The organism is Erysipelothrix anatis, from assembly GCF_009828745.1.
Classification (GTDB): Bacteria; Bacillota_I; Bacilli_A; order Erysipelotrichales; family Erysipelotrichaceae; genus Erysipelothrix; species Erysipelothrix anatis.
Genome location: NZ_WTSX01000006.1, coordinates 101,881 through 128,474, shown reverse-complemented (window position 1 = coordinate 128,474; position 26,594 = coordinate 101,881). Strand labels below are relative to the sequence as shown.

At 38.5% G+C, this 26,594-nt stretch carries 26 protein-coding genes, 1 tRNA gene and 1 other annotated feature; of the genes, 23 read left to right on the top strand and 4 right to left on the bottom strand.

Annotated elements, in window-relative coordinates:
* Window positions 1–29 precede the first annotated feature (29 nt).
* The 4 genes from GVV19_RS06010 to GVV19_RS05995 are packed head-to-tail and all read left to right on the top strand — an operon-like array spanning window position 30 to window position 3,849.
* Entirely contained in the window at window positions 30–560 is a 531-nt protein-coding gene (locus tag GVV19_RS06010) for a dihydrofolate reductase family protein (RefSeq protein WP_159646320.1), read from the top strand.
* 29 nt (window positions 561–589) lie between these two features.
* Window positions 590–2,167, top strand: coding sequence for a DUF4118 domain-containing protein (locus GVV19_RS06005; RefSeq protein ID WP_159646317.1), 1,578 nt, complete (start codon window positions 590–592; stop codon window positions 2,165–2,167).
* Complete coding sequence (locus GVV19_RS06000) at window positions 2,130–3,194, top strand: sensor histidine kinase (RefSeq protein WP_159646314.1); 1,065 nt, start codon at window positions 2,130–2,132, stop codon at window positions 3,192–3,194. The genes GVV19_RS06005 and GVV19_RS06000 overlap by 38 nt, the downstream gene beginning before the upstream one ends.
* Window positions 3,169–3,849 carry a response regulator transcription factor gene (locus GVV19_RS05995; protein WP_236262330.1) on the top strand — a complete coding sequence of 227 codons (681 nt, stop codon included), beginning with the start codon at window positions 3,169–3,171 and terminating at the stop codon, window positions 3,847–3,849. Before GVV19_RS06000 ends, GVV19_RS05995 begins: the two co-directional genes overlap by 26 nt.
* Window positions 3,850–3,896: 47 nt before the next feature.
* On the opposite strand, the gene asnS is transcribed toward GVV19_RS05995, so the two are convergent.
* Window positions 3,897–5,261, bottom strand: coding sequence for an asparagine--tRNA ligase (asnS, locus tag GVV19_RS05990; RefSeq protein WP_159646308.1), 1,365 nt, complete (start codon window positions 5,259–5,261; stop codon window positions 3,897–3,899).
* A gap of 39 nt (window positions 5,262–5,300) precedes the next feature.
* Window positions 5,301–5,538: a binding site (T-box leader), on the bottom strand.
* Between the two features lie 157 nt (window positions 5,539–5,695).
* On the opposite strand from asnS, the gene GVV19_RS05985 reads away from it, so the two are divergent.
* Complete coding sequence (locus tag GVV19_RS05985; protein WP_159640563.1) at window positions 5,696–5,857, top strand: hypothetical protein; 162 nt, start codon at window positions 5,696–5,698, stop codon at window positions 5,855–5,857.
* 15 nt (window positions 5,858–5,872) lie between these two features.
* Window positions 5,873–6,037, top strand: a complete 165-nt coding sequence (locus GVV19_RS05980) for a hypothetical protein (RefSeq protein ID WP_159640566.1) — start codon at window positions 5,873–5,875, stop codon at window positions 6,035–6,037.
* A 213-nt stretch (window positions 6,038–6,250) separates the two neighbouring features.
* Here the strand turns inward: GVV19_RS05980 and GVV19_RS05975 are convergent, their stop codons facing one another.
* Window positions 6,251–6,691, bottom strand: a complete 441-nt coding sequence (locus GVV19_RS05975; protein WP_159640569.1) for a GNAT family N-acetyltransferase — start codon at window positions 6,689–6,691, stop codon at window positions 6,251–6,253.
* 180 nt (window positions 6,692–6,871) lie between these two features.
* Here GVV19_RS05975 and GVV19_RS05970 point away from each other — a divergent pair, with 180 nt between their 5' ends.
* From GVV19_RS05970 to pip, 5 genes are all read left to right on the top strand, one after another.
* The gene (locus tag GVV19_RS05970) at window positions 6,872–7,462 is read left to right on the top strand and encodes a nuclease-related domain-containing protein (RefSeq protein WP_159646305.1); all 591 of its coding nucleotides are present in this window, start codon (window positions 6,872–6,874) and stop codon (window positions 7,460–7,462) included.
* Window positions 7,463–7,618: 156 nt separating this feature from the next.
* Window positions 7,619–8,518, top strand: a complete 900-nt coding sequence (locus tag GVV19_RS05965; protein WP_159646302.1) for an ABC transporter substrate-binding protein — start codon at window positions 7,619–7,621, stop codon at window positions 8,516–8,518.
* Entirely contained in the window at window positions 8,515–9,213 is a 699-nt protein-coding gene (locus GVV19_RS05960; protein WP_159646299.1) for an ABC transporter ATP-binding protein, read from the top strand. Before GVV19_RS05965 ends, GVV19_RS05960 begins: the two co-directional genes overlap by 4 nt.
* Window positions 9,197–9,928, top strand: a complete 732-nt coding sequence (locus GVV19_RS05955) for an ABC transporter permease (RefSeq protein WP_159646296.1) — start codon at window positions 9,197–9,199, stop codon at window positions 9,926–9,928. The genes GVV19_RS05960 and GVV19_RS05955 overlap by 17 nt, the downstream gene beginning before the upstream one ends.
* A 49-nt stretch (window positions 9,929–9,977) precedes the next feature.
* Window positions 9,978–10,892, top strand: a complete 915-nt coding sequence (gene pip, locus GVV19_RS05950) for a prolyl aminopeptidase (RefSeq protein WP_159646293.1) — start codon at window positions 9,978–9,980, stop codon at window positions 10,890–10,892.
* A 51-nt stretch (window positions 10,893–10,943) separates the two neighbouring features.
* Here pip and GVV19_RS05945 read toward each other — a convergent pair whose 3' ends face one another.
* Complete coding sequence (locus GVV19_RS05945) at window positions 10,944–11,936, bottom strand: YeiH family protein (protein ID WP_159646290.1); 993 nt, start codon at window positions 11,934–11,936, stop codon at window positions 10,944–10,946.
* Window positions 11,937–12,118: 182 nt separating this feature from the next.
* Here GVV19_RS05945 and GVV19_RS05940 point away from each other — a divergent pair, with 182 nt between their 5' ends.
* Genes GVV19_RS05940 through GVV19_RS05920 form a run of 5 tightly spaced genes read left to right on the top strand, consistent with a single transcriptional unit; the run spans window position 12,119 to window position 16,830 of the window.
* Complete coding sequence (locus GVV19_RS05940; protein ID WP_159640591.1) at window positions 12,119–13,006, top strand: helix-turn-helix transcriptional regulator; 888 nt, start codon at window positions 12,119–12,121, stop codon at window positions 13,004–13,006.
* Window positions 13,003–14,085 (top strand): Gfo/Idh/MocA family protein, encoded by a 1,083-nt coding sequence (locus GVV19_RS05935; protein WP_236261968.1) that lies wholly within the window; start codon window positions 13,003–13,005, stop codon window positions 14,083–14,085. Before GVV19_RS05940 ends, GVV19_RS05935 begins: the two co-directional genes overlap by 4 nt.
* Window positions 14,082–15,050: a sugar phosphate isomerase/epimerase family protein gene (locus GVV19_RS05930; RefSeq protein ID WP_159646287.1), complete on the top strand. Its 969-nt coding sequence runs from the start codon at window positions 14,082–14,084 to the stop codon at window positions 15,048–15,050. Before GVV19_RS05935 ends, GVV19_RS05930 begins: the two co-directional genes overlap by 4 nt.
* Window positions 15,050–15,760: a ThuA domain-containing protein gene (locus tag GVV19_RS05925; RefSeq protein WP_159646284.1), complete on the top strand. Its 711-nt coding sequence runs from the start codon at window positions 15,050–15,052 to the stop codon at window positions 15,758–15,760. Before GVV19_RS05930 ends, GVV19_RS05925 begins: the two co-directional genes overlap by 1 nt.
* 20 nt (window positions 15,761–15,780) lie before the next feature.
* Window positions 15,781–16,830, top strand: a complete 1,050-nt coding sequence (locus GVV19_RS05920; RefSeq protein WP_159646281.1) for a Gfo/Idh/MocA family protein — start codon at window positions 15,781–15,783, stop codon at window positions 16,828–16,830.
* Between the two features lie 42 nt (window positions 16,831–16,872).
* Here GVV19_RS05920 and GVV19_RS05915 read toward each other — a convergent pair whose 3' ends face one another.
* Window positions 16,873–17,541, bottom strand: a complete 669-nt coding sequence (locus tag GVV19_RS05915; RefSeq protein WP_159646278.1) for a YoaK family protein — start codon at window positions 17,539–17,541, stop codon at window positions 16,873–16,875.
* Window positions 17,542–17,732: 191 nt separating this feature from the next.
* Between GVV19_RS05915 and GVV19_RS05910 the strand changes: the two genes are divergently transcribed.
* The 7 genes from GVV19_RS05910 to GVV19_RS05880 all read left to right on the top strand — a co-directional run bounded on the left by GVV19_RS05910 (window position 17,733) and on the right by GVV19_RS05880 (window position 26,589).
* Window positions 17,733–17,809 (top strand) — tRNA-Arg (locus tag GVV19_RS05910).
* Window positions 17,810–17,961: 152 nt separating this feature from the next.
* A complete protein-coding gene (brnQ, locus tag GVV19_RS05905; RefSeq protein WP_159646275.1) occupies window positions 17,962–19,326 on the top strand; it encodes a branched-chain amino acid transport system II carrier protein in 1,365 nt (454 codons plus the stop codon).
* A gap of 347 nt (window positions 19,327–19,673) precedes the next feature.
* Window positions 19,674–21,191, top strand: coding sequence for an FGGY family carbohydrate kinase (locus GVV19_RS05900; protein WP_159646272.1), 1,518 nt, complete (start codon window positions 19,674–19,676; stop codon window positions 21,189–21,191).
* Window positions 21,192–21,252: 61 nt separating this feature from the next.
* The gene (locus GVV19_RS05895; RefSeq protein WP_159646268.1) at window positions 21,253–21,777 is read left to right on the top strand and encodes a DAK2 domain-containing protein; all 525 of its coding nucleotides are present in this window, start codon (window positions 21,253–21,255) and stop codon (window positions 21,775–21,777) included.
* Between the two features lie 140 nt (window positions 21,778–21,917).
* The gene (locus tag GVV19_RS05890) at window positions 21,918–22,244 is read left to right on the top strand and encodes a DUF1093 domain-containing protein (RefSeq protein WP_159646264.1); all 327 of its coding nucleotides are present in this window, start codon (window positions 21,918–21,920) and stop codon (window positions 22,242–22,244) included.
* A gap of 149 nt (window positions 22,245–22,393) precedes the next feature.
* A complete protein-coding gene (locus tag GVV19_RS05885) occupies window positions 22,394–23,518 on the top strand; it encodes an exonuclease SbcCD subunit D (RefSeq protein ID WP_159646261.1) in 1,125 nt (374 codons plus the stop codon).
* Window positions 23,515–26,589 (top strand): AAA family ATPase, encoded by a 3,075-nt coding sequence (locus GVV19_RS05880; protein WP_159646258.1) that lies wholly within the window; start codon window positions 23,515–23,517, stop codon window positions 26,587–26,589. The genes GVV19_RS05885 and GVV19_RS05880 overlap by 4 nt, the downstream gene beginning before the upstream one ends.
* Window positions 26,590–26,594: the final 5 nt, after the last annotated feature.

The window sequence follows — 26,594 nt, the reverse complement described above, 5'->3', positions numbered from 1 at the left end:
TGTATAATAGAAGCAATGGAGGCATGATCATGCAAGAAACTATTCTATACATTGCCGTGAGTATTGATGGATACATTGCGACAGAATCTGGAACAATCGATTGGCTAGATTTAACTCGTGTTCCACTCGTTTTATCATCACAATACACGCAATTTTATGACACAGTTGGTGCTGTTGTAATGGGGAATAAGACATATAAGCAAATTACGACAGAGCTTGCCGTTGATAATTATCCGTATAATGATGTTCAATCGTACATATTTACGCATCAACCATCTACAAATACTGATTCAATCACATTCCTTAATGAACCGGTCGACGTTGCATTACCGAAGATTCGAGAAGCAACAGTAGGAAATATCTGGATTGTTGGCGGAAACAGTGTCATTCAACCTTTAATCGAAAAGAATCTTATCGATACATATATTATCACAGTCATTCCAGTGTTCTTAGGTAAAGGCATTCGTCTTTTTGAAACATTTGATTCAGACCAGTACGAATTTATCATGAAGTCTACAACCCTTGAGAATGGAATGGTTACATATACTTTTAAAAAATAATACTACAAACAAGAGGGTGAGGCGATGACATGAAGCGCGGTAAACTAAAAATATTCTTAGGCTACGCAAAAGGCGTTGGTAAAACATATGCAATGCTTGATGAAGCGAAAATCCTAAAAAATGAAGGTGTAGACATTGTGATTGGGTATATGACACCCAATCAAAGTAAAACGACCTTAGCACAAGCAACAACCCTTGAGACTATGCCATACAAAACATATAAAAATGAAAGTCAAATATACTTAGAATTTGATTTGGATGGAGCGCTTCAACGAAAACCAAATACTATAGTGATTGATGAGTTGGCTCATGATAATGTACCAGGTATGCGACATAAAAAAAGATATCAGGATGTAGAAGAATTGCTCAGAAATGGCATTAATGTTTACACAACTATTAACATCAAAAATATTGATAGTTTGCATGATTTTGTTGAGTCAATTACAGGTAAACGGGTAGATGAGCGGATTCCTGATGTTATTTTTGACGCAGCGGATACCATTGAGCTCATTGATATTTCGCCCAAAGACTTATTGCTTCGGGTTGCAAATATAGAAGGTACTGACGCGGAACAAGGTGTTTTATTTCCTAAAGAGATCTTTACGGAAGAAAATCTTATTGCTTTGCGTGAAATAGCACTTCGTAAAGCAGCTGATCAAATTCATCACAGTAGTTACAAAACCGCATCCTACACTACGAAAGAACACATCTTAATCTGCCTTTCGACATCACCCACAAACGAAAAAGTTATACGGACTGCGAGTCGAATGGCTGAAGCATTTCATGCCAGTTTTACAGCAGTATACGTAGAGAATGAAACGAAGCAATTAAATCCCGATGCTCAGCTTCAGCTCGACCAAAATATAAAGTTGGCAGAAGCTTTAGGAGCTCAAGTTACCATGCTTTATGGAGATGATATTGCACTTCAAATTTCTGAATATGCGCGCTTAAGTCAAGTAACAAAAATCGTGATTGGGCGAACAGTTCGTAAACGAGGAAGGTTTCGTGGTCCCAGCATTATTGACCAACTCTCAGAAACGGTTCCTACCATAGATATTTACGTCATTCCAGACCAAAGCACTTCATACTATTTAAAAAGGGAGTCAACTTTACAGAAAGAAGTTTTTCATTGGAACGATGGATTCAAAGCGTTGTTGGTTATATTTGGTGTCACTTTAGTTGGCGGACTCTTTGCCTATCTTGGTTTTAATGAATCTAATATTATCGTTGTGTATTTGTTAGGTGTTCTAGCAATTGCAATGTTAACTGAAGGACGCATTTGGTCATCCATTGCATCAGTGATATCAGTACTTGTGTTTAACTATTTCTTTACGAAACCTCAATTTTCATTGCAAGCGGATGATTCGGGTTATCCGTTCACATTTGTATTCATGTTCGTTGCAGCATTTGTAAGTTGCACGCTAACAACAAAATTGAAAGCTCGTGATCTTCAATCAGCGAAGAAAGCATATCGTACCGATGTACTTCTTGAAACCAGCCTTCGCTTGCAAAAAGCATCGAGCTATAGCGAAATCGTGGACGCTATGGGTCACCAAGTAAAAAAAACTTTTGAACACAACGGTTATTATTTATACACCAGAAAATAAACAGCTCATTCCGACGGTATATAGCGACTTAAGTCCTGATTATATTCATCATGAATTATTGTCTGAAGATGAGCGGAATGTTGCACAATGGGTATATAGAAATAACAAACGCGCAGGTGCCTCAACAGACACCATGTCCGAAAGTCAAATGGCCTATATGGCAATTCGCTCAACAGATAAAGTTGTGGCTGTGCTAGCGGTTCATAATGAACATCAAACTATTGATCCATTTTTACGAAATCTTCTGGTTTCACTAATTAACGAGGGGGGCATTGCTCTAGAAAAAGCAGCATTGGATGCCCAACAGCACCACGATGCTATAGTGATTGAACAGGAGAAACTACGATCGACGATCCTTCGAACAATTTCCCATGACTTAAGAACACCACTCACAACGATTTTGGGCAACGTTGATTTGCTCCAACATGGAACTCTTGAAGATGGTGAGGTTCATCGAATTTATACTGATATTAAAAATGATGGTATTTGGCTCATGGATTTAATTGAAAATATACTTGCGATGACAAAAATTGATAATGATAACCTAATTATTCAATTTGAAGGGGAAGTGCTTGAAGATTTAATTGCTGAAAGTCTGCATCGCGTTTCAGGAAAAGCAAAGCATCACACCATTCTTGTAGACGATGCGGAGGATGTCGTGCTAGTCAATGTGGACTCAAAACTTATGATCCAAGTCTTTACCAATTTAATAGATAATGCATTAAAATATACACCAGAAGGAACACAAATCCGTATCCGTACCGATAACAAAGACTTAGAAAAGGTCACGATTCATGTTGAAGATGAAGGACCAGGAATTGCCGACAAGCAACATCTTTTTGAGATGTTCTATACACAAAATCAAGACAGTCGCCGTGGTATGGGTTTAGGATTGTATCTCGTTAATGAGATTGTGAAGGCTCATGGAGGAAGTATCACCGTTAGTGATGTTGAGCCGCAAGGTGTTCGTTTTTCAGTTAGTCTAAGGAGGTATGTTATTGATGAAACCGCACATATTAATCGTTGAAGATGATCCAATTATTCAAAATTTGATTCTTAATACACTTAAGCTCGAAGCGTATCCAGCTTACGTTGCAAATACGGCTTTGGAAGGTGTTCAACTTTTTAATGCCAATAATCCAGAAATCGTTATTTTGGATTTAGGGCTTCCAGATCGTGATGGTGTTTGGGTGGTGCAAGAAATTCGAAAACAATCACTTGCGCCCATTATTGTTGTGAGTGCGCGTGCTGAGGTAGATGATAAGATAGGGGCTTTGGATGCGGGTGCTGATGATTATATCACGAAACCTTTTGAACCCGAGGAACTCATGGCTCGAATTCGAGTAGCGCATCGTCGTCTCCATGTATCGGATACACAATCAACCCAATTTCGAAATGGTAATCTTGTGATTGACAGTGATGCGAGCACAGTTCAAATCCATGGTCAAGATGTACACGTAACACCGACAGAGTTTAAACTGTTATTGTTGATGATTGAAAATGTTGGTAAGGTACTAACCTATCATATGATTCTAAAGGAAGTATGGGGTTTATATTCAGATAATATTCCTGCCTTAAGAGTATTTGTGACTACGTTACGAAAGAAACTTGAAAAGTATGATCCAGATCTTCAATACCTACAAACACATGTAGGTGTCGGATACCGCATGATTAAGCATTAAAATAAAAAGAAACCGCTGATTATACATGATAATCGGCGGTTTTATGATTAGAAATCTGCAGAACCCGGTGTTCGTGGATAGGGAATTACATCACGAATGTTGTCCATCCCGGTGATGTAACGCATAAAACGTTCGATTCCAAGTCCAAACCCACTGTGCTCAACTGTCCCGTAACGGCGTGTGTCAAGGTACCATGTGTACAACTGTTCATCTAGGTCATGGGCTTTGATACGCTCTTGCAACACGTCAAGACGTGTCTCACGTTCGCTAGCGCCTACTATTTCTCCAATTTTAGGGAAAAGTAGGTCAGTGGCTGCAACTGTAACTTGATCGTCGTTGAGTTTCATATAAAAGGCTTTTTGATCTTTTGGATAATCTGTAACGAATACAGGCTTTTTAAAGATAACATCGGTTAAATAATGTTCATGTTCACTTTGGAGCCCGGTTTCCCAAGTTGGATTGACTGTAAAAGCATGATCTGTATCAACAAGTAACTGGATTGCTTGTGAGTACGAAATTCGTCCGTAGGGTTCAGATACTGTTTGTTGTAATTTTTTGATAAGCCCTTTCTCGATGAATTCGTCAAAGAAAGCCAGTTCTTCTGAGGCATGATCAAGAACATATTGAATCATTGCGTTAGACATTGATTCAATGAAGTCCATTAATCCCACAAGATCAACGTAAGCCAACTCAGGTTCCACCTGCCAAAATTCAGATACATGTCGAGATGTATTTGACTTCTCTGCACGAAATGATGGTCCAAAAGTATATACTCTTTGAAATGCTTGGATGAATGGTTCAATGTGAATTTGGCCTGTGACGTTTAAAAATGCTTCTTGTTTAAAAATATCGTCTTTAAAGTCTTGATGAGGTTGTGTAGGGTCTAAGGTACTGATTCGGAAAACATCTCCACCACCTTCAGCATCAGTCGTCGTGATTGCCGGTGCTTGTATATAAGTGACATCTTGAGATTCTAAGTATTTGTGCATCCCTTGTGTAAGGATTGAACGAGTCTTAAATACAGCATAAAAAGTGTTAGATCGTGGGCGAAGATGTGGAATCGTTCGGAGAAACTCAAAACTGTGACGTTTCTTTTGCAATGGATAATCACTGTCAGCCATGCCTTCAACGATAATGGTGTCAATTGCAATTTCATGTTTATGTTTGCCTGTAAGCCCAGTTTTCAATTGACCATGGATTCGAACACTGCTCCCAATTGTAAGCTTGGAAATTACAGAATACTGTGAATGATCTGCATCGATGACACATTGAGTCGTTGCAAACTGTGATCCATCATGGATTTCGATAAAGAGAATAGAGCGAGATTGGCGTGTTGTACGCACCCATCCCGCAACGTGAACAGGTGTCCCATGTTCTAAAGTATGTAGTGATTTAAGTGAATGTAATGACATCTTAGGTCCTCCTTGGTATAAAAAAACAGCATTATATCCCAAAGGGACGAAATGCTGTGTTCCGCGGTACCACCCAAATTATCATAATTATGATCACTTTACGATTCTATCAAATCGTGTAGTAAGATAACGGACTACACCCGATTTTCCCTAGTTCAACGTTCAGGAAAATTGCTCAAAGGGGTTATTTACAGTGGGCTTACTTAATGACCTTTCACCATCTGTCATCTCGCTAATAGCAGTTCCCAACGAAACATATCCTCGTCAACGCTTTATTTTGTACTATTATAACGCAGTTTTCTCAGAAAGCAAGTTTTAATGTAAATTAAATGACAAAGCTGTAAGACAGGTGTCATTAAGTTCGATGGCTCGTAAGATTCGCCCGAGGTATACTATGTATACAAAAGGTAATTCATACCACAAGGAGAAACATTATGACCATCGTAACTTTAACATCAACACTTATCACAAAACTTGCTGGTAAGAAACCATCTACACCAAAACCTGAAATGACATTGTTTGATATTGCGGAAAGTGCAAATCTTGATAAAGACCAAGTTGAGAGTTTCTATACAGCACTTAGCAATACATTATAATAGGAGGGATACACCATGACATTCATGACATTAGATTTATCAAAAAATAATAAAACGCAGGCATCAAAAAAAGAAGTGAAAATAGAGACAATTCTTGACATTGCAGCTCAAGAAATTACAAATCCAGAATTGCAACTGGCATTTATTAATCAATTGGCTGCTCAAAACAACCCTTTCTAGTGAAAGGGCTGTTTTTTTTTATGAGATGATGGTAACTAACTGAATAGCACTGTAAATGATGCTATAACAGATAATTATAAAAAAGAATAGGGCGACGAATTTTCGTTTCATAGAACACCTCACGTAATTACCATACCAATTTGTATCATAACTGCCATCGATAACAATAACGAAATCCTTACAAAGATGTAACAAAAAAACTCCAAAGGGAGTTTATTTACGATCGATAATCATTTGTTCGTAGGCAATGAAGTCGTAACCTTTACGTTTGTATAAACGTTTTGCAGATTCATTTGCAGGTGCAACCTCGAGTCGGAACCGTTGCACATTTGGGAACATATCTTGAAGTTGGTCAAGAACTGCAGATCCAAGACCCTGTCCCTGATGGGAATCTAAAATACTCAATTCCTCAATCCATAGTTGAGGTGCTCCGATTTCTGTTGAAAACATTCGAGAGCATAAAACATACCCAGCAATGGTACCATCAACTTTAATAAACCATCCATAAGCATCCGAACTATTTAAGATATATTCAAAGTTACGAGTAAACACAGAAATGTTCGGTGGTGTAAAAGATGCTGGACCACTGTGAAATTCGGATGCAAGAGCAATGTAGGCATCTAAATCATTGACTGTAAAATTTTCTAAGTTCATAAGAACCTCCTGTTTATACGAAAGAAAAGCGTAATGTTTATATTCTAACAAGTTGTGTATTAAATTTCAAACAGGAAGTTGGATTGATGAAAAATAATTGATACTTCGAATTTTTTGCAAGGTGGAGTCTTATGGCCATTTAATCTATAATAAAGAAACAAACTAATATCGGAGCCAATTATGTCAAACTTTCTACGTAATCTAAAATATAAAATACTTTATAAAAAACATAAAGATTCCAGTATCCGTGCTGAATATGCTGTTTTTGCTGAAGTTAAACGAAATCTTGCTGGAGCTACATTTATGCGAACGTATGTTCCTATCGCAAAGAATCAGGGAATCCGAGAAATTGATGTTCTGTCGATTTCTAAGTTTGGTGTCTATATCTTCGAAGTGAAGCATTATGCAGGGGCAATACAAGGGAAAAAAGATGTTTCTTCATGGAATCGTCGATATCAAAACGGTACACTTACACAATTTCGAAATCCGCAAATTCAAAACGGCTATCATCGTGATGCGTTAAGGGATTTTTTCCATCTGAATACAGTTGAGTCCTATATTGTTTTTACCCATCCTCAAAGTACACTGGAAACTGATGCCGGTAATACCGTCTTATTGAAAAACTTATCGAAAGCAATTGCGAAACGGAAACGTGTTTTAAGTCGAAAAGACGTACGACAAATGAAACGTTCTTTAAAAAAATATAATCGTATGTCATGGATACGGCACTATCAACATCGCCGTTATGTTAAATCGATGAAACAGAAGTAAGGTGATCAACTTTGTGAGGATGACTTCGCATTTCGACAAGCCGTCGTCAAAACGAAACGAACTAAATTTTATGGGTATTAGAAATCGGTGCTGATGTAGCGGATAGGCTTTATATTTGAGTGATTTCGTTTAAACTAAAAGGGAAAGAGGGAACCTATGAAAAAAACAGTCATTTTAGGAGTTGTTGTAGTATTCGCAATCGTTCTAGGAGGATGCAGTGCGAAAAAACCAGATAATGTAGTTTTAAACTTGGGAATGATGCCGGCAGTTGACGCCGCACCTATTCTCTATGCTCAAGAAAAAGGAATCTTTGATGGATTAAATTTAGAAGTTAATGTTGCTATCTATCAGAATGCGATGGAACGCCAAAGTGCACTTCAAAGCCATCAAATTGATGGCGCATTAACGGACGTTATTGCCTTGATGCAAAATGTTAATGCAGGATTTGATATGAAAATCACCCTGTCTACGGATACCAGTTTTTTACTTTTGGCAAAAGACCCTAATCGTTTGGATGCTGAGCACTTAAAAGCAGCATTAATGGAAGTGAGTGTGACAAACTATTTGACGGATCAAGCGTTAGCTGGTATAAGCGTTGAGAAGATATACATTAATGATATTCCTGCACGATTAGAAATGATTGGTTCGGGCAATGTCGATGTTGCGGTTATACCAGAACCCGTTGCATCCATGGGAGTTTTGAATGGTCTTACGAAAACAGCAATAAAAGTTAATGATAGTTTCAGTCCTAATGTCATTGTATTTACTGATAAAGCAATTGCGGAGAAACACGATGCGATTCAAACATTTCATCAAGGGTACAATCAAGCTGTGACTGCAATGGCAAATGATGAGGCTGGTGTACGATCAATCTTAGTTAATCGTTTAGGTTTAAAACCGGAGATTGAACAAGACATTGTATTGCCACAGTATCAAGTCATTCGCGTACCTTCTAAAGAATATTTAGAGAAACTTGCGACATGGAGTCAAAACGTTCTTAACACAATTGTAACTGTGGATTATGACAGCATGGTAGATGCACAGTTTGTCCAATGATTACAATTCAAAAATTGAATTACGCCTATAATCAAGAACGTGTACTAAAAAATATAAATCTTCAAGTGGCGTATGGAGAAGCAATTGTATTGCTCGGAAAATCTGGATGTGGGAAGACAACACTTCTAAATTTAATAGGAAATATTATAAAAACAGATGCAGGATCAATAAAAGTGGTAGCACAGCGCCCCGCAATGATATTTCAAAATTTTGGGTTAATGCCGTGGTTGACTGTGAAACAGAACATCATGTTGGCAATGCGCGCTTATCCGAATATAAACATGGAAACAGAAGCCCAACAGCAAAGTAATGACATAGGAATTCAAGCGTATATGGATCGCTATCCGAGTCAACTATCAGGAGGGCAGAAACAAAGGGTTGCGATTGCACGAGCACTCAGTATCCACCCTGATTTATTGCTTGTGGATGAGGCAACATCATCACTGGATACACAACACGCGGAAACAATACAGGCAATCCTCAAAACATTACAAAAAAGCATGACTCAAATCATTGTAACGCATAATATTGAGGAAGCAATTTTCCTTGGTAAACGGATTTTAATTATGGATCAGGGAGAAATTGTGCACGAGTTTGATAACCCGATTTATGATTTAGAAGATGCCCGTCAAGATATTCGTTTCTATGAAGTCTGTCTAGAATTGCGAGGTTTATTTGATGCGAAAACACGTTAAGTATATTTTTACTTCAGGATTGTTTATCTATGCAGTGGCGTGGCTCTTTCATGTCATATTTCAAACGGCATTGTTTCCAAATCCGAACACAATTATCATGATATCGATACGGAATTTCAATAAATTTGTTCCCCATCTTCTGGTGAGTGGCTATCGAATTCTAATCAGTATGAGTGTCGCATTGATTTTAGGTGTTTTAATCGGTCTTACGATGGGCGTTGTTCCATTGGTTAAAAAGATTCTTAATCCGTTAGTCTATACGTTGTATCCAATTCCTAAAATAGCCTTTTTACCAGTCTTTATGCTTCTATTTGGCATTAAAGACTTTTCTAAGATTCTATTAATTGTAAGCATCATTATTTTTCAATTTTTGATTGCGACAGTGGATGCAGTTGAAGCAATTGATAATGATATTCTTAAAGCTGCAAAAATCATGAAATTACCGAAAGGTAGTATGTTTAAAAGCGTATACTTGCCCGCTATACTTCCCAATATTCTGACTGCTAGTAGAAATGCATTTGGAATGAGCATTGCTGTTCTATTTTTTGCAGAGAACTATGCAACAACTTATGGTATGGGTTATACCATTATGAATTCGTGGATGATGGTTCAATATAAAGATATGTACGCCGGTATTCTTTTGCTCAGTATTTTTGGATTACTCGTCTTTATTCTTATTGATTATGTTGAAATGCGCTTGATTCGTTGGCGATAAGGCGTATTAGTCTGAGAATGTGCTACAATAATTTTATTAAGGAGAATTTATGGAACCAACACAATATATTACAACTGAGGATGGTCAAGAATTAGCAGTTTATATAAAGGGGAACCCTGAAAAACCTGCAGTGATTTTTTTGCATGGTGGTCCAGGTGGACGTATTTCAGAGGCGTCATTTTCGTTTTTTGATTTAAATGAATGGTTTGTAATCGCATTTGATCAACGGGGGTGTGGGAACTCAAAACCGTTCGCAACATTAGAAAATAATACACCTCAAGCAGGTGTAGCGGATATCGCACGTATTGCTCATACTTTAGGGATTTCAAAATGGACAGTGTTTGGCGGTAGTTATGGTTCAACCCTTGCTTTGCTTTATGCAATTGCATATCCAGATGCAGTAAAAGCATTGGTTTTAAGAGGAATTTTCTTAGGTCGTGAAGAAGATGTCGCATGGTTATATCAAGAGGGTGCTTCATATTTCTACCCAATAGAGCACGAAGGGTTTAAAAAGATGATCGAACCATCAAAACGTCATGACCTTGTGAGTGCCTACTATGAAATATTCACCGGAGATGATGTTGACCTAAAACGACGTGCTGCTTTTGCCTGGTCCCGATGGGAAGGGTCGCTGGTACGTCTTGTGCCAGATCTTTCTGTTCAAACTGACCCAATCACGGATGCAGATATTAGCCTTGCGACACTAGAATGTCACTTTTTCGCAAATAAAATGTTTTGGAATGATGACAATACAATTCTAAATCACAGTGCACAGATTGCACACATTCCAACGTTTATTGTTCATGGTCGCTATGATGTAGATTGTCGAGTGAGTGCAGCATATGAGCTTCACGAGGCTTTATCGGGAAGCGAGCTACACATTGTTGAAGCCGCAGGTCACAGTCCTTATGATGTACCAATGCATGATCGTTTAACAACAATTATGGCACAACTGCAATACTAAAAAAACACGCCTTGTTTTGGATCAAGGTGTGTTTTTTTTGTTGTGATAACTTTAAAGAAGAATAGCGATCAGTGCAGAAGCGGCAAGGATTTGAAAAATACCAATTGCGACTGCTAACATGATTAATTGACGACCGCTTTGGATAAGAACGCGTATATTCAGCCGCAATCCGATAGCCGCAAGTGCAGAAACTTCCAAAAAGGTGCTGACATTACTGAGTGGTTGTGCAATTTCGACTGGAACCAGTGCCATTGAATTTAAGATACATACGACGATAAAGCCAAGAATATACCATGGAACAAATTGTGAAAATTTGCGTTCAACTTTTTGGGAATTCGATGGTACATCTTTACCAGCAACATAGCCCCAAAGTAAAACTACAAAGACAAGCATTAAGACTCGAATTATTTTGAAAATCATAGCATACTCGAAGACAGGTTTGCTAATACTGCTTGCAGCACCAGCTACTTGTCCAACGGATTGAATGGTTCCTCCAAGAAGCGCGCCAATTTGTGTATCACTGGCAAAAAGGGTTGTCGCAATGATTGGTAGCCCTAGCATTAAGATGGTTCCCAATAGATTGGTAATTGTAATTGAAGAACCTTTATCATCACGTGAAGCCTGAATGCTTGGGGCGACCGACGCAATGGCGCTTGAACCACAGACTGCATTCCCACTTGCCATAAGAATGGCGAAGTTCTTACTGAAGCCCATTTTCTGTGCTAAAAAGTAAACAAACGCCAACGTTAATGCCATTAAAATTACAACGAAGAGGAATGCATTAATTCCAAGATCAATCAAGGTCTGAGTTGTTACCGAGAGGCCAAGCAATACAATCGACACCTCTAAGAAACGTTTTTCAGTAAAACCTGTTCCACGCTCCCATATATTTTGTTTAAACAACGTGTTACCCAAAGCGATACCCAGTAGGATGGCAAGTGTTGCAGCTCCAATTTTAGGGATAAATTGGGCGCCTAAATATGCGAGTCCGCAAATGACAATAGAGAGTCCGATTCCCATGCTATAATCTTTAATAGTTTTCATATGTTACTCCAATCTCTTACGTAAAATTATAAACCTATTTCTTTGAGATACAACTGCAATTTCACGGATATCCAATTTTGGCGCTTTGCCTAAAAAAGTCAATATATAAGACAAATGTGTAACGAAGTGTGATGTATCCGCTTACTTGGTGGTGTATGATAAACATAGAAGTGAGGGATAGCATGATTAAATATTTAGAACGTCCAATCTTTGAACACGACCTGCCGGTTATGTATTACCGTCACGAAGGACGTGTCTTAACTGCACCACATTGGCATCAAGAAATTGAGCTCATTTATGTTCAAGAAGGAATCCTTAACTTAGGTGTCGAAGAACACGTCTTTACCCTTGAAAAAGGAGATATTTATATCGTTAATAGTGGAATAAGTCATTATTTTCTGAGTTCACCAGGAAGCGTCCGTTTGGTAGTGCAAATTGATCCAACGTTTTTCACTCATGAAACATCTGCCAGTGATCTCGTTAAACATCTGAACTTAATTGAACCGTATAGTATTCATTGGGATCAAACGATTCGCGAACAAATTTATCATTTTATTGCCACAATTGGGCATGAAATTGGGTCTAAAGATATTGCATATCGATTTCGCATCCAAGAATTACTCTACGGATTTTATGTCAAGACGTTTCGAAACTTTCCGTTAAAACAAAGTGGTTCGGATATATTGGCACCAAGTATCAAGAATCAAGATGTTTTGGATAAATTAAATCGTGTCTACCGTTACATCGAGACTCATTATGACCACGATATTTCTCTGGAACGTGTTTCGGATCATATTGGTTATAACAGTTATTACTTTACGCGATTTTTTAAGAAGCATACCGGTCAAACTTTTGTAGAGTTTCTGAATGAATTCCGAGTCAATCGCGCTAAATGGTATTTAGTTACAACAGACTGGAGTATTTCTGAGGTTGCATTTGAGTCGGGATTTCAGAGTGTTAAGACCTTTCATAGCGTGTTTCGCAAACATGTAATGGATAGTCCCTTACAGTATCGAAAAAATATTCAAGATCGTGTCGAAGAATCAGCAATCAAAAGGAGCGAATTATGATTAAAATAGGTATTATCGGTTGTGGTGGTATTGCTTTTGGGAAGCATTTACCCAATCTAAAATTGCTGGATGATGTGGAACTTGTCGCGTTTTGTGATCTAGACATCGAGCGTGCTACTAAAGCAAAAGACGAATATGGTACATCCAATGCACGTGTATACACCGATTATTTAGATTTATTGTCAGAGCCATTGGATGTTGTTCATGTTTTAACACCAAACAATACCCATGCAACCATCACAATTGCAGCGCTGGATCACAAAAAACATGTTATGTGCGAGAAGCCAATGGCTAAATACGCATCTGAGGCTCGTGAAATGATTGCTGCAGCAAAGCGTAACGATAAGAAATTAACAGTCGGCTATCAGAATCGTTTTCGAAGTGATTCCATATTCTTAAAAAAGATTGCACAAGAAAATCAATTGGGACATATCTATCTGGGGAAAGCCAAAGCAATCCGACGTCGCGCTGTTCCAACTTGGGGTGTATTCTTAGATGAGGAAGCGCAAGGTGGCGGACCACTGATCGACATTGGAACGCATGCGCTTGATTTAACGTTGTGGACGATGAATAACTATAAGCCAAAGTATGCAGTCGGAACAACCTATCATGAACTAAGTCAAACACCCAATGCTGCGAATGCGTGGGGATCATGGGATCCATCCCAATTTACAGTTGAGGATTCGGCATTTGGGTTCGTTGTTATGGAGAATGGTGCAACCATTATCTTGGAATCGAGTTGGGCTTTGAACACATTGGATGTTGGAGAGGCAAAAACATCTCTTTATGGAACCAAAATGGGTGCGGATATGGAACAAGGGTTACGCCTCAATGGTGAGGAACATGGAGCCCTTTACCAAAAAAATATAGATTTTGAAATCGGTGGCGTTGATTTCTACGATAGTAAAGGAACAGAGCCGGGATATCTAGAAGCGCGGGCATGGATTGATGCTATCACTATGGATACACCACCGGTCGTTGATCCATATGAAGCGTTGATTGTAACTGAAATACTTGAAGCTATCTATACATCAGCAAGCACAGGTAAACCTGTATATTTTGAGGAGGAAACACAATGAAATTAGGCGTATTTACACCACTTTTTGCAAATTTATCATTAGATGAACTTCTGATTCGTGCTAAACAAGCTGGATTAAGTGTATTGGAAATTGGAAGCGGTGGTAATCCAGGAAGTCATCACTGTCCTGTTAATCTTCTTTTAGAAAGTGAAGAGGCGCGTCAAGATTATCTTCAAAAGTTTGCGGATCACAATATCACAATTAGTGCCTTAAGCTGTCATAACAATCCACTTTCTCCAAATCGGGAAGAGGCAGAATTGGCCGATAAAACACTTCGTGACACGTTGCAACTTGCCCATCTTCTTGGCGTTCCTGTTGTGAACACATTTTCAGGAATCCCAGGCGATAGCGAAACTGCAACCTATCCAAACTGGCCAACGCTATCATGGCCAACTGAGTATCGAAAGATCTACGATTGGCAATGGGAAACTCAAGTAATTCCGTATTGGAAAGACATTGCACAATTAGCAGAATCCCTAGATGTTAAGATAGGTATTGAAATGCATGGCGGATTTTCGGTTCACAGTCCCTATACGGCATTGAAACTACGCCATGCAACATCTGAATATATTGGGGTAAACTTTGACCCGTCGCATATGTGGTGGCAAGGTATAGATCCAGTGGCAGCGATTAAAATTCTCGCTCGCGAAGATGCTATTGTGCACTTCCATGCCAAAGACATTTATATGGATCAAGACAACATTAATTTGTACGGTGTGACAGATATGCAACCGTATGGTGATGTTACGACACGAGCTTGGACATTTAGAAGTGTTGGCTGCGGTCACGACTTAAAAATATGGTCAGACATGATGAGTCATTTACGCATTTATGGCTATGATGGTGCAATAAGTATTGAGCACGAAGATCCACTCATGTCAATTGAAGAAGGTTTTGCACGTGCAGTTAAAAATACCAACGCAGTCATGATACACAATGCATCTTCCGAAATGTGGTGGGTCTAATGAACATCACAATTTATAATGAATTTATACACGAACAAACACAAGCGGCTGTAAAAGCAGTGTACCCTGAGGGTATCCATGCGGTGCTTGCAGAAATGCTTGGAAATGAAAACAACACGATTTCAGTGGTTACACTTGAAAATCACGATACTGAAGCTTCTCGAGAAATCTTGAAAAATACGGATGTGTTATTGTGGTGGGGACATTTGGCACACGATAAAGTCTCAGATGATATCGTGACAATGCTTCAAAATCAGGTCTTAAAAGGCATGGGACTTGTTGTGTTGCACTCAGGGCACATGTCGAAGCTGTTTATGCGATTAATGGGAACGAGCTGTGATTTGAAATGGCGTGAAGCAGGGGAAAAGGAACGATTATGGGTTCTAGATCCAATTCACCCTATAATGCGTGGCGTTCCTGAATATATTGAGTTGGAAAATGAAGAAATGTATGGTGAATTCTTTGATATTCCCAAACCTGATGATGTTTTAATGGTATCATGGTTTACAGGGGGCGAAGTTTTCCGAAGTGCATGCACATTTACTCGTGGACATGGCAAAATATTCTATTTTAGACCAGGTCATGAAACCTACCCAACGTACTACGATCCCCATATTCAATCAATTATACGAAATGGGGTCGAATGGGTAGCACCTGCACCCAAAATTAATCGTGCATTCGGAAACCGACAAGCACTCGAAGTAATCTAACACAGGAGAGATAGTGTACAATGTTAAATTTAGTAATTATTGGCTATGGTGGCATGGGACGTCATCATGCAAAAGATTTAATTTCTCAAACACGACATGTTCAATGTGTCGGTGCTTATGATACGGACCCAGATAATCTTGAGAAGGCAGGGTTGGATGGATTCATTATGTACCAAACTTTTGAAACAGTACTCGATGATGATGGCGTTGATGCAATTCTTATTGCAACACCGAACGATTATCATGAATATATTGCGATTCAAGCACTGCAAGCAGGAAAACACGTTATTTGTGAGAAACCTGTTACATTAACAGCAGCTTCCTTAGAGCGGATCATGGTTGTTGCTAAAGCAATGGAGCGCACATTTATGGTTCACCAAAATCGCCGTTGGGATGATGATTACTTAATCATTCGAAATATATATGAAAACCAAGAGATTGGTGATGTCTTCCATATTGAATCACGAATTCATGGTGGCAATGGCATTCCGGGTGATTGGCGTTGTGAAGCAGTCCATGGTGGTGGAATGGTATATGATTGGGGTGTTCATGTCTTTGATCAACTTCTCATGATGATAAAGAGTCCAGTTATATCGGTTTCTAGCGATTTATCGTTTGTTTTGGGTCATGATTCTGATGATGGATTTGTAACTCAACTTATTTTTGAAAATGGTATTCGAGCACATATAGAGGTTGCAACAACTAATTTCATTACTTTACCACGGTGGTATGTCAAAGGGTTAACGGGGACTGCAGTCATCCATGACTGGAATCGAAATGGCGAAATGGTGCTGTTGCGCGCTAATGTCGATCATGTACCACCAAAACCAATTCGTGCGGGTGCAGGGTTCACAAAAACGATGGCACCGCTTCGTGAGGCGTCATTAGAGCGAAAGCCACTACCTGAACCGTTAGTATTGGATACAACGTTTTACGATAACTTTGCGGCGGTTGTGGCGGGGACTGCAATGCCATACGTTGCAAATGACGAAGTCATGCGCGTGATGGTGCTTCTCGAAACAGTATTCGAAGCCTTTGAAACGCAACAAACGATTCACACCCACATTTAAAAAAAGTCACATTCTCGAATGTGACTTTTTAAGTGTTCAAATTTATAATTTTGAATTGAGTGAAGTTTCAATGCTATCGAAGTGTGCACGAACATAAAGCACCAATGTCATGATGAAAATAATTGGGAAGATTAAGGAGAAGAAATCATCGACGACCCAAAGACTAAGAGCCCCACATACTGCACCACTTAGAAAGGCTATCCACGTTGAAGCAATAATAAGAACGTCTATGCCTGATTTTTCCTTACGAGTCCATTGAGCAAGCGTTGTGCCAATTGCATAAAGTACCCCAGTCATATAACCTTTACCCAAGATTAACCCATTAATTGCGAATTGTAGCCGGTTTTGCATTCCCATCGCAAAGGTGAGCAACAGAAAGCTAGGGAGCGAATCATGAACGGAATCCATGACAAGAGATAAACTCAGTAAGACACATTCGATAAGCATAATTTGAATCATGCCTAAAGCATCCAATGTAGGAACAAGAATATTCGCGACATAGACACCAAATATAAAGAATGTAAGTGCTCCTGTATAAAAGACGACTTCTTTAATAGGGCCATTTGCGATATGAATTCCCAGCCGTGCACTATTTCCACTCATGAATGAGATGAACATGTCTCCGAATTCGAAAATACCTAAAACACTAATAAATGCCGCTATAAATGATAAAGCAGTTAATACAATAAATATATGTTTGTTATTTTTCATGATAAACCTCTTATTTCCAATAGTAGCGAAATCAGAAAATGAATGCAAGAATTTTGTATCGCATGGATGGATAGCAAGAACACATTTCGTTTAATGTATTCGTGATTAAATTTTGTAAAAAATCAAGTAATTGGTAGAAATGGGTTGCACTCTTAGGGTGTTGGTGGTATTATAACTAAGCCTTAAGTGATGCGCTCGTAGCTCAACTGGATAGAGCACTTGATTACGGCTCAAGAGGTTATGGGTTCAACTCCTGTCGAGCGCGCCAATAAGTTAATTCAAACAACATGAAAATGTTGTTTTTTTTGTCTGCACATGTATTTTTGATGCATTAGGGGTCAATTATGAAAGTATATTCAGAAAATGCTTGAAAGCATATTACATGTGCGATAAGATAATGAAAAATTGAAGGAGATTCTTATGAAGCAAACAGTATTAACACGGATGAAATCACGCATAGTTCTTGCATCGCTCTTATTTGGTTTATTTTTTGGAGCAGGAAATCTGATTTTTCCAGTTAATATTGGCCAATTATCAGGTTCAAATATTGCTCAATCAAGTTTTGGTTTCATACTCACTGCGGTGGGATTGGCAAGTCTAGGAGTAATTGTTTGTGGACGATCAAAAGCAGATAGTCTAGAAGATATGCTACAGCCATATGGAAGGCGATATGCTCGCATGTTCACCATTTTGCTACTCCTAACAATCGGACCAATGTTCGCATTGCCTCGAACAGCAACAGTGCCTTACGAGGTTGCGATTAAAGCACTAATGCCACAGGCTAACCATCAATTAGGTATGTTTGTTTACTCGTTCTTATTTTTTGGTGGTGCATTATTAATTGCAATTAAACCCTCTAAAATTGAGGTTTGGGTTGCAAAGATCATTAATCCACTTTTTCTAATCTTTCTAGCAGTCTTCTTCATCATGTTTATGATTAATCCTTTAGGAAGTGCATCGAACACGCTCCCTTCAGGAACCTATGAGACATCAGCATTTCTAACAGGATTTCAAATGGGGTATCAAACCATGGACGTTCTAGCAGCACTATCGTTTGGGTTTGTTATCGTACAATCAACAAAAGAAAACCACCCAGAATCACAATCATCACTCGTTAAGGATGTTGTATATGCTTCTTTGATCTCGGGTGGAGCGATGATTTTTATTTACACAATGCTTCTGTTAATCGGATCGTCATCTCTAAATGTATTACCTGTTGCTTCTAACGGCGGTATTGCATTAGGGCAATTATTTCATTATTATTTTGGGAGTGCTGGACTGATATTTTTTGGGATTACAATTACGTTTGCATGTATCACAACAGCCGTTGGTCTTATAACGAGTTGTGCTCGTTACTTTTCCTCGATTATCCCGAAAGTATCCTACGAATTAATGGCGGTTGTGATCGCTAGTGCTGGCTTCTTAGTTTCTAATGTAGGGCTTGAAGCAATCATTCAGCTATCGATTCCAGTTCTGAATTTTATTTATCCTCTAGCAATCATGCATGTCATTGTGGGTTTGGCTTTTGCGAAATTATTAGATAAGAAACGTGTGATTAATGTCATGCTTGGGATAATGATTGTAGTAGCTATATTTGAAACAATGATGCAATTGCCGTTACTTGCAAATCAACAATTGCTGAGCCCGATTTTTACCGCATATCAGACATATGTTCCGTTAGCGTCAATTGGGTTAGGGTGGTTAAATTTTATGATTACAGGACTTTGTATTGGATATTGGCTTCAAAATATCTCAAACCGTAATACTAGACCAAACATTACATAGTACTTTAAATTAAAAATTGAAGGAATGTTAGATTATAGGCTTATTTAAGCGGTCTGAATGATAAAGAAAAATGAATGTAAATAAAGTTATGGGTGCGCAAGCATCCTTTTCTTTGCCTGTTTTTATAAATATAAGGATCAAAAATGATTTTAAAATGTAGTTTTTTATAAATGTGATAGTTTTGTAAAGTTTATGTGAATAAATCTTCTATCACAAACAAATGCCTTATTTATGATACTATGAGGCAACAAGGAAGCGCTATCATTTACACTGATAGACATGCATAATACTTTGATGAAACCTTCTGAACAAATTACCTTATCGTATTAATAAAACAAAGGAGATTTATGGAACGAAACATTGTTGTATTACATCATGAACTAACATATTCGCGAGCGGTTGTTGTTGATCAAAACAAAGAGATTGTGGCAACTGCATCTGTTGAAATATCACCAATCTATTCTCATCTGTACAGGGTTGAACTCAGTCCAGAAGCAATTTGGGATTCGCAGATGCAAGCGTTAAAGGATGTTTTGACTCAGGGCATCGATATAAAGTCTATAGAGGCAATTGGAATCGCAAATCAAAGAGAGACGATACTTGTTTGGGACAAAAAAACCGGGGTCCCTATATACAACGCAATTGTTTCAACCGATGACTCAACATCACACGTTTTTTTACATCGGCTCAAAAAAAATAACTTGAAAGACATTTACGAGTCAACAGGTTTATTTGCTGACAGTCTTTATGCTGCATCAAAAATTAAATGGATATTGGATAATGTTCCAGGAGCGCGTCTGCGTGCTGAAAAAGGAGAGTTGTTGTTTGGTACAGTTGATACGTGGCTGGTCTATAAGCTAACGCATGAAAAAATACATGTCACAGATGTAACTAATGCAGCCCGCACTATGCTATTTAACATTACATCACGTGCATGGGACGATGCATTACTTCAATTATTTGATATTCCCCGTAAAATGCTTCCAGATGTCAAAAATAGTTCAGATATGTATGGGTATGCCACGATCCAAAACACGTCAATTCCAATTACTGGAATCATAGGTAACGACCAAGCTGCTTTGCTTGGGCAAACATTTTTAGGATCAAGTAACAGTTATACATATAACTCAGGGAATTCCCTAATACTGAATACAGGATTAAAGCAAATTCGCAGCAATCATGGATTAAATACAACAATAGCGATGGGTATCAATAACCAAGTTCACTATGCATTGGAAGGAACTACCGTCCCAGACACCGTTGTTAATCATTGGTTACATCAAGATTTGGGGATTATTCAAAAAACTGATGATTTAGAATTTTTTGCCACGAAAGTAGAAGATACGCTCGGTATTTATGTGATTCCAAAACAGACCAACGCGCTACAGATTGGTTATAATCGACCAGTTCGAGCAAATATTTTGGGATTAACCCGTGCATCTAAACGAGAGCATATTATTCGGGCAGCACTCGAATCAATTGCGTACCAGTCCTACGATATTATTCAGGGAATGGAAACTGATTGGGGTGGCGCTTTGACAACACTAAATGTAAGTTCACAAATGACTACTAATAGTTTTCTTATGCAATTACTAGCAAATCTAACAGGCACGAAAATTAGATGTATTGACCAGGATTTGGCGATTGCAGTAGGGGTGGCTTTCTTAGCGGGTTTTGCTACTGGGGTGTTTGGTGATGATATTCGCGCACAAAACCAACCCGTAACAAACACAGAGTGGCACCCTGAAATATCTTTAGAAACGCGCAAAGTGATGATAAATGGATGGCATCAAGCGGTTGTAAGGTCTACGAGTATAGCATGTAGAAGGCAAAGTACAACAGAATATGATTCAGTTGCGGTATAAGTGGAGTAATGTATCTTCACATGCATTCGGTAAAAATCAATTTAGAAAGGTGTAAAATATCATGAAATTAGAGCAGTACGAACTATGGATTCAAGAATTTAATGCATTGATTCAAGATAACGAAGAACTTTTAAATCACTATGATACAATGAGCGGTGATGGTGATCATGGCACTAATATCGTACAGGGGTCAAAGGCTGTTTTAGAAATGATGGAGCGGCGTCCATATTCCGACCCTTCGCAATTTATGAAACAAGTCGGTTTGACCCTGCTTGCGAAGTTAGAGGGGGCGTGTGGTCCCTTGTATGGAGCAGCATTTAATTCCATGGCATTGCATACTTTTGATCCTTCAAATGTGATGTTTCACACAGGGTATGAGGCGATCGCGAAACGTGGACAGACACCTCGTGACCATCCGATGCTTAAAGTGTGGCAGCACTTTGCGGACAGCGATGTTTTAGAAGTCGCGATTCCTAAGAAACATAAATTAGAGGAACAAATCATCACAATTGCGAATTCAGCAGATCCAGGGGCATTTTCATCGTACTTGTTGTTTCAAGCCTGGCTTAATGTGTTTGGTGAGTGAGTTGTTCTAAATTGATGAGAAAAAGAAATGACACGGTCGTTTCTTTTTTTTGTGACAATATTGTAAGTCAGATGTTCTGGAATTCGATGGGAGTTAAGTTTAAAAGTGCGTAAGATAGGAGTAGATAAAGGAGAACCGGTATGACCAAAAATTTCAAAAGAATCTTAATTGTTGCAGTTGTTTTCGTAGGTGTCGCGTTCTTGCTAAAAGATCAATTCAAAAAAGACTATCGCACTGCGTATGGATCGACTGAACACGCTGAAATCTCTCAACTTGCAAATGGTAATTTTAAATATCAATTGGAGGTTGAAAGCTCAGATGGGGATAAAAAAATTATCAGTTTCGAATCAAAAGGACAAATTGACCGTCATAGTTATCTGAAAGTAGAAACTGTGGATGATACTTTAACACAATGGTCTTTGGTGGAAGCGCATCAAGTACCTCGACGTATTCGAACCCAACAATAAAGAAAGCATAGAAAGCTAGTTGCTTTCTTTTTTTTGACCTTAATTTAACGAAATATGATGAAATAGCAAAACTATACGACACTTCGCTGTTATTCCTTTGAGAACGATTAAAACATTGATACAATAAAGATAACAAACCGAGGTGAACCATGAAATTTTTACATTGTGCTGATTTACATATAGGAAGACGCTTAATGCAAGTTTCTTTAATTGAAGATCAAAAATACATCTTACGTCAAATACTGGATATTGCTAAGCGTCATGATGTTGATGCACTCATTATCGCCGGAGATGTGTATGATAAAAACAGTCCCAGTGAAGAGGCTTTCTCCTTATGGGATTGGTTTCTTGTTGAATTAGCCAATCATCAGTTAGAAACGATTGTGATATCTGGGAATCACGATTCTAATGATCGATTAGGGGTAGGGAAGCGCCTTTTAGAAAGAACGAATATTCACGTTATTACACATCTAACCTCTACGATTAATCCCATAACGATTGCTAATGTCGATTTCTATCCAATTCCGTTTATTAAACCGGTCTATGTTGCGAATGTTTATGAAGACTTTAAAAGTTCAAATTACCAAGAAGCGTATCAATTTGTTCTTGATCGTCTTGAACTCAAAAATGATCGTAAAAACGTCATGATAGGTCATCAATTCTTTGTGAGTGGAAGTAGTGAACCTGAAATAGCTCAATCGGAAACAGGACTAACTCTGGGTGGTCTCGATGCAATTAATACTACAATTCTTGAAACGTTTGATTATGTGGCATTGGGACATATTCATCGTCCACAAAGAATTGGTAGTGATACAATTCGATATTCAGGATCAATTCTTAAGTATGCATTTGAGGAGGCACAGCAACGAAAGTCAGTAAACTTAGTAACTGTCGATGATACTGTTGTTTATGATCAAATACCCCTTAAACCGTTTCGTGATGTTCGCGTAATCAAAGGGCCAATTGATGAGCTCATAAAGATTGGAGAAACTGAAACTTCGCAAGACTATATCCATGCGATTATTACGGATGAAACCGTTGTTCATAATGCAATTACACGACTTCAACGTGTTTATCCAAACACATTAACCTTAGAAGTTCAAAATCAGCTGAGTACACATAATGGTTCATTACAACGAGCTGAAGAAGTGGTATCAAAAAAACCACTAGAACTTGTTCATGATTTTTTTGAACAACAGACAGGTCGTGATTTGAATGATGCGGAACAGCACTTAGTAGTTTCCATTTTAGATGAGATTGGAGATGTGTCATGAAGCCAAAAAAATTAATAATGAGCGCCTTTGGCCCATATGCAGAACAGACAACAGTAGATTTCTCAAAATTTAAGAATGGTCTATATGTTATATCTGGAGATACTGGTGCTGGTAAAACGACGATATTTGACGCTATTTCCTATGCATTGTATGAAGATGCGAGTGGGTCGATGCGCCAACGTGATACCTTACGAAGCGACTATGCACCAGCAGAGATAGAAACTGCGGTAATTTTGGAGTTTGAACATTTTAACGAAACGTATACGATTCGTCGAACACCACGATATGAACGTCCTAAACTAAGAGGAGAAGGAACAACAACTCAAGAGCCGACAGTTCTTTTAACGATGCCAGATGGCACGCAATTCGATAGCATTAGTGATGTTAAAAACAGGATTGAAAGTCTGCTAGGTATGGATGCAGCACAATTTAAACAAATTGTTATGATTGCGCAAGGAGAGTTTTTGTCGTTACTCACTGCAAGCAGTTCTGACCGAAGTAAAATTTTTCGAAAAATTTTTAGTACGCAACTTTATGATACAGTACAAAGAAAACTTAAGGAGCAATCTCTTCTTGTTCGACGAGAGTTGGACAGCATCCAAAAACTAGCACATGACCAAATGATGCGCATCAAAGGTTTTGATGCTTCAGATATGGATAGTTTTGATCTTCAAATGGTGCTAAGTCAATTAAGTCAATATATTGCAGCTACCCAAGCAGAAATCAAAGAACTTGAGCAACGTGCGCAGCGTTTAGAAACGGAAGCGATTGGGTTACAAGACAGCTTAACACGAATTAATACTCAAGAAGCACTAACACAACAAATTGATGAACTGACGAAACGTCATGAAACGCTCCAACAACAACGCGAGCAGATTCTTCAACGAGAAAAGGACCTAGTACAGTACGATACAATGGTTGCGGCAGTCGATCCAATCGTCAAATCGTATCAAGAAACGTTGGAGGTTTCACAGAAATTAAGTAATGAGGGCCAAGAACTTCTTAATCAAGAAAAAATTGTAGACGAGAAGATAAAGACATTAGAGGTACAAAAAATTGAGATGGATGCACACCGCACCATGATTCAAAATCAATCCTATGCAATGAAAGAATTAGAACAATTGATGCCCAAATATGAAGCACTAAAAACCCTTCAGGCAAACCTCGATAAACAGCAGCTTGCATTATCTCAGCTTATTTCTTCATATGACCAAACAACTTTGAAGAATGCACAGATACAAAAGCGTTTAGAGGAAGTTGCACTTGCCGAAGCTGAAATTGTAAATCAACAAATTTTGCTAATTAAAGCGCACGATACCCAACAAGCATTGAATACTCAAAAACAACATGTTGAATCAGTGCTTGAAAAGATTCGCCTCAACACGCAACTCAAAACTTCATTCGCTGCCAAACAGCAAGTGGTTCAAGACGTTGAACAAGAATTAAAGATGCAAAATAAAGTAACCATGGATGTTCAAAAGACATTCTTTATGAATCAAGCCGGAATCATCGCTAAAGACCTACAAGATGGTGAACCATGTCCTGTTTGTGGATCGCTAGAGCACCCACACATTGCCGAATTTCATGATGCTTTAGTGACTCGAGAAACGGTTGAAGACGCCCTTAAAGCTCGTCAAAGTAAAGAAACTGTATTCCAAAAACATCTTGCGGAGTTGGGGGATTTGAAGACGCGACGTGATGATTCTGAATCAAGCCTTGTCCAAATTCCGGACTATGATACATTCAATGATTCATCGTTAGAAGCTCTTATTGCACAAATCAACGATCAATCTACTACAATTAATACACTAAAAAGTAAAATTTCGACCTATCAAACGAAGATCGCGAATAAGCAACAACTTCTTGATGACAAAAAAATACTGGATCATACGGTTGAAACATTAGCGGGGCAAATTCAGTCTGAAAGAACAGAAGAAACGACGCTTAAAACTGAACTTTCAGCAATTAAAAGCAGTCTATCTTTCGATACATTAAATGAAGCGCAAACACATCTAAAAACGCTCAAGGAAGCGAAACAACGTCTTGAATCACTTGTAGACGTCTATGATGCTGCGGTCACAAAAACTCAAAATGATCGACTCGTGCTTCAAACTACCATGAAACACAATGTTGACCAAAAACAACAAACAGATAAAGCGTTAGAAACGCTGAACGTGTCGTTAAATCAATTACTGAGAGAGTATCATCTTGATAGTTTGGCAACATACAACGACCATCTAATGAGTGAAGCTGCATACAAACAGGAACAAACGATAATTCAAAACTATAAACAAAATAGTCGGGATGTCGAAACAGAACTGAAGGCATTACGATCGCAAGTTAATCCAATTGCAGACGGGTCAAAACCAGCACTTTTAGAAGCGCTTAACGAAAATAAAACTCACCGTGAGACTAACCATCAACAACTAAATAGTTCCATGCGAGAATATCTAGTGTATGATGAAATACATAACAGTCTTCAAAAGTTGTATCAGCAGAGCAAGGCAAGCCTAAACGAATATCAAACGGTGTCCGATTTAGCGCGAGTCATGAATGGTGAACTTCAAGGAAAAGATAAAATCACGCTCGAAAATTACATTCAAAGTGCCTATTTTGAATATATTATTCATGAGGCGAATAAGCGTTTTAAGATTATGACTGCTCAGCGATATGAACTCGTTCGTCAAGAAATAGCAAGCAACAAGCGCGAAAAATCAGGGTTAGACCTTGATGTCATGGATTATTGGACGGGGAAACGTCGTAGCGTAAAATCCTTATCCGGTGGCGAATCATTTAAAGCATCGTTATCGATGGCCCTGGGGCTTTCGGATGTAATTCAAAATAGTTCAGGTGTAGTAAGTGTAGAAGCAATGTTTATCGATGAGGGGTTCGGAACACTGGATGATAAGTCTCTTCAATCAGCTGTCGATGCCTTACAAAACTTAGCATCAAATGATCGCCTTGTCGGTATTATTTCGCATGTTTCTGAACTTAAAGAGCGTATTCCGCAACAAATTGTTATAATGAAGACTGATAAAGGCAGTAAGCTGCGTCAAATCACAGTAGAATAACGGGG